The organism is Streptomyces sp. NPDC004561 (genome assembly GCF_053602155.1).
The window spans coordinates 24297-32507 of record NZ_JBSGDB010000042.1; the positions used below are offsets into that span (position 1 = coordinate 24297).

4 protein-coding genes are annotated in these 8211 nt (G+C 69.4%); 1 reads left to right on the forward strand and 3 read right to left on the reverse strand.

All coding sequences use genetic code 11. The annotated features are described in order from the left end of the window. Nucleotides 1-49 precede the first annotated feature (49 nt). Nucleotides 50-580 carry a hypothetical protein gene (locus ACWEN3_RS08660; protein ID WP_452967401.1) on the forward strand — a complete coding sequence of 177 codons (531 nt, stop codon included), beginning with the start codon at nucleotides 50-52 and terminating at the stop codon, nucleotides 578-580. 166 nt (nucleotides 581-746) lie between these two features. On the opposite strand, the gene ACWEN3_RS08665 is transcribed toward ACWEN3_RS08660, so the two are convergent. Genes ACWEN3_RS08665 through ACWEN3_RS08675 form a run of 3 tightly spaced genes read right to left on the reverse strand, consistent with a single transcriptional unit; the run spans nucleotide 747 to nucleotide 7791 of the window. Further along, nucleotides 747-3368 (reverse strand): RNaseH domain-containing protein, encoded by a 2622-nt coding sequence (locus tag ACWEN3_RS08665; protein WP_452967404.1) that lies wholly within the window; start codon nucleotides 3366-3368, stop codon nucleotides 747-749. Continuing rightward, nucleotides 3362-6637: a hypothetical protein gene (locus ACWEN3_RS08670; RefSeq protein ID WP_452967406.1), complete on the reverse strand. Its 3276-nt coding sequence runs from the start codon at nucleotides 6635-6637 to the stop codon at nucleotides 3362-3364. Before ACWEN3_RS08670 ends, ACWEN3_RS08665 begins: the two co-directional genes overlap by 7 nt. Beyond that, complete coding sequence (locus ACWEN3_RS08675; protein ID WP_452967408.1) at nucleotides 6634-7791, reverse strand: restriction endonuclease-related protein; 1158 nt, start codon at nucleotides 7789-7791, stop codon at nucleotides 6634-6636. Before ACWEN3_RS08675 ends, ACWEN3_RS08670 begins: the two co-directional genes overlap by 4 nt. Nucleotides 7792-8211 lie beyond the last annotated feature (420 nt).

Below are 8211 nucleotides of genomic sequence, written 5' to 3' on the forward strand. Positions count from 1 at the left end.
AACCCCTGGCCACAACCGCGAGAAGAGAGCAACGGACGCGATCGTCTACTTGGTTGTCACCCGTCTCGCCGAGAGGCTCTCCGAAGAGGAGGACTTCCGCGGCAAGGTGATCGAGCGGTTGATAGCCGACCCCCCACCTGATTCCCCCGCCGAGACAAGTGCTGACTGGGAGGGCCTGCTGCTCGCGAGCCTCTGGGACCGTCACTGGGCCATCCGCCGCACCGTAGAGGTGGAAAACGTGGCCGCGCAGCTGCGAGCAGACCAGTTCGGCATCCTCTGGCGACTTCGAGGGGCATCGGACCCCGCGGCATTGGAGCATGATCGGCTCCAGGCCGAAGGTGACTTCCGCATCGCGATGTTCGGTCCCCTCGCCGCGGTGTGCATCGTGACAGCGATCCGTTGGAGTCCTTGGTCCCTTCTCGCCTTCCCTCTGCTGATCACCTTGATCTACGTGGGTGTAGCAGTACGCGCCGAGGCAGAGGAGAGCCTCGCAGCAGCACTTGGATCTGGCAGGGTGATCGATCCTGCTCTCACCCGGCTGGACGCACAGTCCATCCCGATGAAGGCACGGCCTGAATAATCTGAGCACTCATTGGTGCGGATGCATCAGGCACAGCTTGTGAGGGGGAACGGCCCAGTGCCGCGGCCCCGCCCACCGTGAGCCCGGGCGGGGCAGGGCAGCAGCCAACTTCCTATCAGTGCGCCAGCACGAGCCTGGAAGCGGCCGTGCGTGCCGTCACCTGCACCTACTCGCTCAGCCCTTCCTGGTCGGCGAAAGCGGGGTGTTTCTCATCAGCGCTCTTGGCGAGATGCAGGGGTGCAGGAAGGTTGGTCCGCCCGTCCCACATGGCGGCTTGTTCGGAGGTCCGCGCGGCCAGGCCTGCCAACTGCTCCTCGCGCCAGCCACCGCGGCGGGCGATGACGTATTCGGTGCGGGTCATGGCGTGGAATGGGGCGCTCATCTGGGCCAGTTGCCCGCCGGGAAGGGTGCGGCGCGTGTACTGGGTGCCGGTGCGCTGGCCGCCGGCGTGCTGACGGGACTGCCCGGAAAACAGCCAGGACACCACACCTTCGTGGTCGTGTCGGTAGAGGATCTTCTCCGGCATGACCGGCTGCAGTGGGTTGTCGGGCAGCTTGCCCCCGCCGCCGGTGCGCCGGGACGGCTGGGGCGTGCCCTGCCCGTTCCCGACCCGGACGACCGCCACATCCCACCCTTGGGCGATCAGGCTCTGCCCGGGCACAGGGCCGTCCCCGAGCCGGTCGTTGCACAGCCCCGGCCAGATCCGCTCACGCTCCTCGGTGAACACGATGATCGGGAACTGGTTCTTGAGCGCGGCCAGCGCCCCGTCCACATAGGTACGCACGTTGTCCGGCCCCCCGTGATCATCCCGCAGGTGATGCCCCCTCTTGCCGATGGGACCGGCATGGTGCAGGGCCCGGGCCTGGGCCAGGGGGAGCCAGCCCTGTTCGCTGTACATGGCGGTGGGCCAGTAGGCGTCCTCACCCCGCGGGATGCGCATCGCGACCAGCGTGACGGCCAGCACGGCCGGTTTGCGGGGACGGCCGGGACGTTCGGCGAAGCGGTGGTGGCGGGTCCACAGCCCCACGGCCACGGCCTCCCGGTGAAGGGCGGTCTCCCGCGCATTGCGGTGAAAGGCGGTGGCGGCCAGCCGGTTGTCGACGATCCCGGAGTCGCAGTGCAGGCTGCCGAGTCCGATCTGCACCGCGTGGTCGTCCTTGTAGGCGACGTCCGGCTCCGGCAGCCCGGCCTTGCGGGCCCTGGACCGCGCGACCTTCTCGGGCGTATTCAGCCGGTAAGGATCGCCGGGATCGGAGTCCATGGTGATGAACTGCGAAGGAATGCCGCGCTGGGCGAAGAGCCCTTTGAGCGCGTGCTTGGCATCCGTCACCCCCGCCTCCTTCTCCTGCTCGCTCAGATAGCGGGTCTCACACAGGGCGGTGACCAGGGATCGCCCGGCAGCGGGCTTGAACCAGGGCAGACTGTTGAGGACCAGACCGCGGTCGTGACTGCCGTGGCGCACCAGTTCGGGCAGCCGCACCGCCACAAGCTCGTAGCCGGGAGCCAGGACCACCGGCTGCTCGTCGGGCAGATCGGCCAGTTCGGGCCGCGCGTAGTCGCGGGCCAGCTGCCCCATCACCCGTGTGTGCCACGCCGCCGACTCGTACAGCACGACGGTGCGTACCGCATCCAGACGTGCGGCGGCCATGGCGTCGGCCATCTTGCTGGCCGGCACGTAGGGCGGCAGGCTCCCGCCCGGCTTGCTGATCTTGATAGGGGTACCGGTGTACACGACGGGCTCCTGGCCCAGGACGCGTGTCGCGTGCTCCTCCAGCCGGGCGTGGAACATCGCCCCGGCGCCCTTGTCGATCGGGTGCTTGCCCGTGCGGTGCACCCCGCGCACCTCGGTCAGTTCGTCCAGCCCCAGGGGCGGCTGGGGCAGCCGGCCGACGCCGCAGGCCTCGACGATCTGCGCCGTGGCCCCGCGGTAGCGGACCTCCTTGGGCTGCATGAACCCGTCCGGGCCCTTCTCCCACCGGGTGGTGATCGGGGCCTTGAGGATGATGTCCGGGTTGACGGGATGGCGCAGCAGGACGTTGCGGATGCCCATGTAGTGGGTGGCGACGCGCGAGATCCGCGCCGACAGATGCGCGAGAAGCGTCTTTCCGCCCGGGGCGGGTTCGACCTCGATGTGGATGCGTTCCATGGCGTAGCCGGCGATGCGCCGGCGCTTGCCGCTCTCCTCGTCGATCCACTTCCGCTCGTGGACCAGCGGGGCCTGCCAGGCCAGCAGGTCGCCCTCACTGTCGAGGTGGAACCGCAGCGCGGGCAGGGCCTCGTCGAGAGGGAGAGGCTGGGCGGCCAGCATGCCCGCCAGCCGCCACCCGGCCACCCGGAACGCCCAGCGGGGACCGGTGATCCGCCCCACGGTGTCGCGGTGCAGCAGCGAACTGAGCGGCTGGGGCCCGTCGTCGTCCAGCTGCAGCAGGGCGGCGAGGGTGTCACGGCCGTCATGCCCGTCCAGCCGTATCTCCCACTCCCGCATCAGGGTGCGCACCACGGCCTCGTCCAGCGGCCCGGGTGTGACGATCACACTCCGCCCGGCCCAGCGGCCGGTCCTGGCGGGCCGGTCGGGGTTGGTGAACACCAGCCGCTCACCGGTCACGGCGCGTGCCGCCGTCTGCAGGGACGTGATCGGCTGCACGGCGTCCTTGCCCCGCGGCCTGGGCAGCCGCCGCCAGGCCGGCGCGAAGGCCTCGCCCTGCGGATAGACGTGCACCGTGCCCAGCAGCCGATCATCCAGCGGGAAGGACAGGGTGAACAGGCGGCCGCGGTCGTCACTCACCATGCGCCCAACTCCTCATCCTCGATGTCCTCGATCTCGTGTCCGTATCCGGTGGGGGAGTGCTCCGCCAGGCCCAGCAGGGCGTCGGTCATGGTGGTGCGGTAGACGGCGTCGATCAGCGGCATGTGGCCCTCGTCCTGCCATTTCCCGCGCAGCTGCTTCAGCAGGGCGGGCAGGGTGGAATCGGCGGCGGTGTGGGTGAAGGCGGCGTCCAGCAGCCTCAGCCTTCCTGGGTCGCCGCCGCGGCGGGTGCGCCCGCCCAGCTGGATCAGCCGGGTCAGGATCTCCGCGACGACGGCGAGTTTGACGTCCTCGCCCAAAGTCTTGAAGTAGCCCTGGCCGCTGCGGATGTCGTCGAAGATCTGGCCCGCCGCGATCCGCAGCCGCTCCAGCTCTGCCGCAGGCTCCGGGCCGGGCCGCCGCCGGCGGTAGGCGAGGGAGTTGACCAGGGACAGCAGTACCGGGGGGTCTTCCATCACCGGGATGGGCCGGTTGACCAGGCAGGCCACATGCAGCAAGGAGCGCCCGTCATGGTCGACGATGTTCAGGCCGCGCTCGACGCGGGCCATGGGGGCGATCAGGTACCGGCACCGGCCGTGGCCCACGGCGTGGGGGAACTGCTCGAGCCGGTTGCTGGGGATGGGCACCCAGCCGGGCGGCATCCGCTCCAGCGCAGCCATCTCCTGCGGGCGCACCGCCACACAAATCTCGGATGCCGCGACCCCTGCGTCGATCATGCCGCGGGCGAGCGCGGGACCGGCGTCGTAGGCGGTCGGCGCGAGCAGCGCATACGCGCGGTGCGCGGTGGCCGGATCGGCCGCCACCATGTCGAGTTGCGCGGAAAGATCCCTGCCGACGCTGCCGCCCATGGCCGTGCAGGCGCGTTGCCGGCTGGTTCCTTCGGTGCCGGACACCACGATGCCCGCCCCGTCGTCCTGGCCGGCCTGCAGCTCGACGGTGAGGCTCCCGTTGACGTCGTCCGGCACGTACCAGGTCGGCTCCCGCAGGAGGTGATGACGCGGCGCGTACGGCATGAACGCCGTAGCGGACATCCCGATCACCGCCCGGCGGGTGCCGGTATGCGCGAGCGCGGTCACCTCGCCCAGATAGGCCAGATGGGTGTGCGGATCCCCGACATAGGACTTCAGATGCAGCGCCGTCCGGTGCCGGTCAGCCGGGTCGAACGTCTCGGAGAACGCGAACAACGCACGCCCCAAAGGGCCGTAGGGGGCAGCCCGCCACGGCACGTGCGAGGCCAGCGCGTCCACCAGGCCGTTGCCGGCGGAGATCCCCGCCCCCTGCAGCGGCGCCGCGACCCCCACGATGCGGTGCAGAATGCTGCGCATCTCCTCCAGATACGCGCGCCGGGCCGCCAGCAGCGCCAGCGAGTGCAGCCGCTTGTCGTCCGCCTCACCAGTGATCGCCGAGAACGCCTCCCCGATGCGCTTCAACATGGCATGGGTGAGCCGGTCCGAGCCACCCACCAGATCCGTGGCCGAGGACAGCAGATCCCGCAGCTCCGCCAGCCCCTCGACCTCATCAGCCAACTCCAGCGGCCCCTCCCGCTTGTAGAGCTGACTGATCGCCCGCATCTGCTGCTCCGTGGGCCGCTCACCCTCCTCCAGCTGGAAGATCCGGGACGCGAACAGCCCATCCCAGCGGCGCGGCACCACCATGCTGCGCCGCTCCCGGTCGGGCTGGATGACCCCGCCGACAAGGTGGGACACGTAGGACTCGGCCAGCCACACCAGGTGGTTGATCAGCGGCCGCAGATACTGCTCGAGGCTCATCGGCAGCCGGTGGCAGTGCCGCCGGAACTGACTATCGAGGTCCCGTACCGGGGTGTGCTCCGCACCATCCTGGGCCAGCAGTACCTGCCGGGCCGCCTGTTCAAAGGCCTGCGCCTGCAGTGCATCAGCCTCGTCGATGATGACCAGATGGCTGCGGTGCAGCAGGAGCTGCTCGGTGGTCATGCGCCGGCCCGGGGCGGGCCGGCCCGCCACCGGCGCGTGGATGTGCCCGGTGAGGAAGTTCGCATGGTTAGTGACGAGGATGTCCGCCGTCGCCGCGGCCCGGTGATGGCGGAACTTCCCGCAGCCGCCGCGCCACGGACAGGCCAGGGTCTTATCTGCTTTGACCCCGTTGGGCTTGAGCTGGTCGCACGGCTCCTGGCCCGGCTTCCAGGCATCCACCGCTTCGGAGGAGGTGGTGGCATGCCCGGTCAGAGGGCAGCTGTAGGACATCTCCCGGTACACCCAGGTCCTGAAGTCCGCGTCGTCCTGCGGATTGCCGGCCGTCTGCTCGGCCAGCTCCATCATGGAGGAGGGAGAGACGACCGGCGTAACCTGCGCGGAGATCTCCAGGTCGGCCAGATCCTGCTCCAGCCGGTACACCGTGGCCAGGACCTGCGCACTCTGCGGAACGACCAGCGAGATCACCCGGCCATGCCGGGCGCACCACACCGCGGCGAGTTCACTCAGGACGTTCTTGCCCATGCCGGTGGGGGCGTGGAAGACCTGCAGCGGCCCGGCCTCAACACGCAGGAGCTCACCCACACCGATGCCGTCGCGGCCGCGGGCGTGCTGCTGGATGTCCGCGACAGCCTTGCGCCGGTAGTCCTGCCCGCGCAGCGCATCGAGCCGACCAGCGATCTCGTCCAGGTCAGCGAAGGGGATCACCACCTCGTCCGCGACCGGGGCCTCACCCAGCTCCTGCACCACGCTGGGAGCAGGGGGCCCTTGGTAGCGGAGATCGTAGAAGACGTCCACCACCCGGCCCGACGGGCTGAGCGGATCCTTGATCCGCAGATCGCTGACGTAGGAGCCGGGCGGCGCAGGCTTGGGCTGAGACTGCCCCTTGGCCGCGTTGTCCTCGAGCTCGTCCAGCAAGGCATCGACGAGGGCTTCCTCGTCGCCCGAGGGCAGGATCAGCACCTGCTCCTCGTCGCCCGGGGCGAACTCGACCGCCTCACCGCTCCTCAGGACCGCTGCCGTCTCGGCGACAAACACCGAGCGGGAAGCCAGGACCGCCGGCCGCTGCCGCAGCATCCGCGTGATCCGCACCTGATCGGACAGAGCCAGACCAGGCCAGCCATCCCACAGATGCAGCTGCCCCGTGACCAGGAAGTGCGCATCAGCAAGATCCACCACACGCCGCCAGGCCGCCTGCTCCTTGGGAGCCCGGTTGGGGAACACCCGCGCGGCCAACAGCACCGCCGCCCGCAGCGTCAGCGGCACGCTGACGGAGTACCTCGCGTTCTTCGGCGACGTCACGCGCCCACCCCCTTCAGCCGCTTCGTCACGGCCGCCTTGAAACGACCGACCGTGAACACGCTGTAGCGCTGCCCGTCAGCCGTCCGCAGCGCACCCAGCCCGGACTGCAGCTGATTCACCTGGCTGCGCCGGTAGTTGGGCACGACCACCGTCTCCCCGGCAGGCGGCCGGTCGATGATCGTCTGCGGGTCCTGGTGGTCCTTGACGTCCACCCGCCAGCAGTGCCCGTCCGTCAGGTAGACGCCGATATCCCACTCATCCAGGTTCTCCCAGCGCTCGACCCGCACCCCCTGCTGCTTCTCCAGCCACTGCATCAGGCCCACCTCACTCAGACCGGGACACGTGATGTACCGCCACACCCCCCAGTCCAGGCACAACACGCCCTCCGCCGGCTCCGCAGCCGTCACCAGCCGGCCCCGCCCACCGGCCAGTACAGGCGGCCCACCCCGCTTGCCACTGCCCGAGACCAGACCGAACCGGCCCTGATGCGGCGGATACTCACACCGCAACTGCCCACCCCGCAGCACCATCGGATACCGGCACTGCGGACACGGCCACAACCACGACGACGCCCCCACCCACACCCGGTCAGAGGGAAGAGGCCAGTACACGTCCATCCGCGCCGCGCCACGCCGCGAGTACTCCTCGACCAACGCCCGCTCCGTGCCGTACGGCACCTCGGTCAGCATCGTCCGCGCCGCCACATAGCTGGCCTGCCCGCCGGAGCAAATGTGCCGAAAGGCAGCCCGCTCCGTCTGCTCAGCCGTCTGCCGAACCCACGTCGGAAGCCACGTCCCACCGAGATCGAAGTACCCGTCGTCCCCGTACAGAGCCTCCAGATAGTTCATCCCCGCGTCGAAGGCTTCCTCGGTCAGCTCACCGTTGTCCGTCAGGACAACCAAATCGCCCATCTCCGCAGGCAGTTCATCCCACGCCAACGGCACCCACTCCCGCAGGCGCACCGGCAACAAGTCGATCATCTCGGCAGGCGTGGAAGGACCGGCCCCCACCGGCAGACTCGACAACAACACCCCGTGCATACGGGACAGCTCCCGCCACGCGCGAGGCTCCTCAGCCCGGTTGATCCACGCCGCACCGGCCCGCAGAGCAGCGGTAATGATCCTCCGAGCGGCAATGTGTTGATTTTCAGGCACAGCTCATCACCCCTCCACGCCCCACCAGTGGTATCCGGGGCCATTCCAGACGGGCCAACAACTCCGGGAACTTACACGCCTGGTCTGACAACGCCCCCGAAAACCAACCAAGATGGGCCCCGCGACAGCGGGGGCACCGTAAGAAACCGGACAGGCCGGCAGACACGCCGAGGGGCCACCAGGCCCCGCATCACCCCGCTCTGTCGGCCCGTCAGAGCCAGACGCCCGCAGCAGCCGGCCCACACCAAGGGGGGAGCGGAACCGGATAACTGTCCAACAAACCCTTACGACATCACGGTGCCGCAGGCGCCGACACATACTCACCCCCTGCCCGCCAGGGCAGGGAACCCTAACCACTCCAGCAACTGTCATGCCGTCAGGCATGACACCCCAAACGTACGACAGCGGGGCCGCCAGGCC

Excerpts from the sequence above, each read along its gene's own strand:
- ACWEN3_RS08665 (WP_452967404.1), bottom strand. The coding sequence starts at position 3,368 with ATGGTGAGTGACGACCGCGGCCGCCTGTTCACCCTGTCCTTCCCGCTG.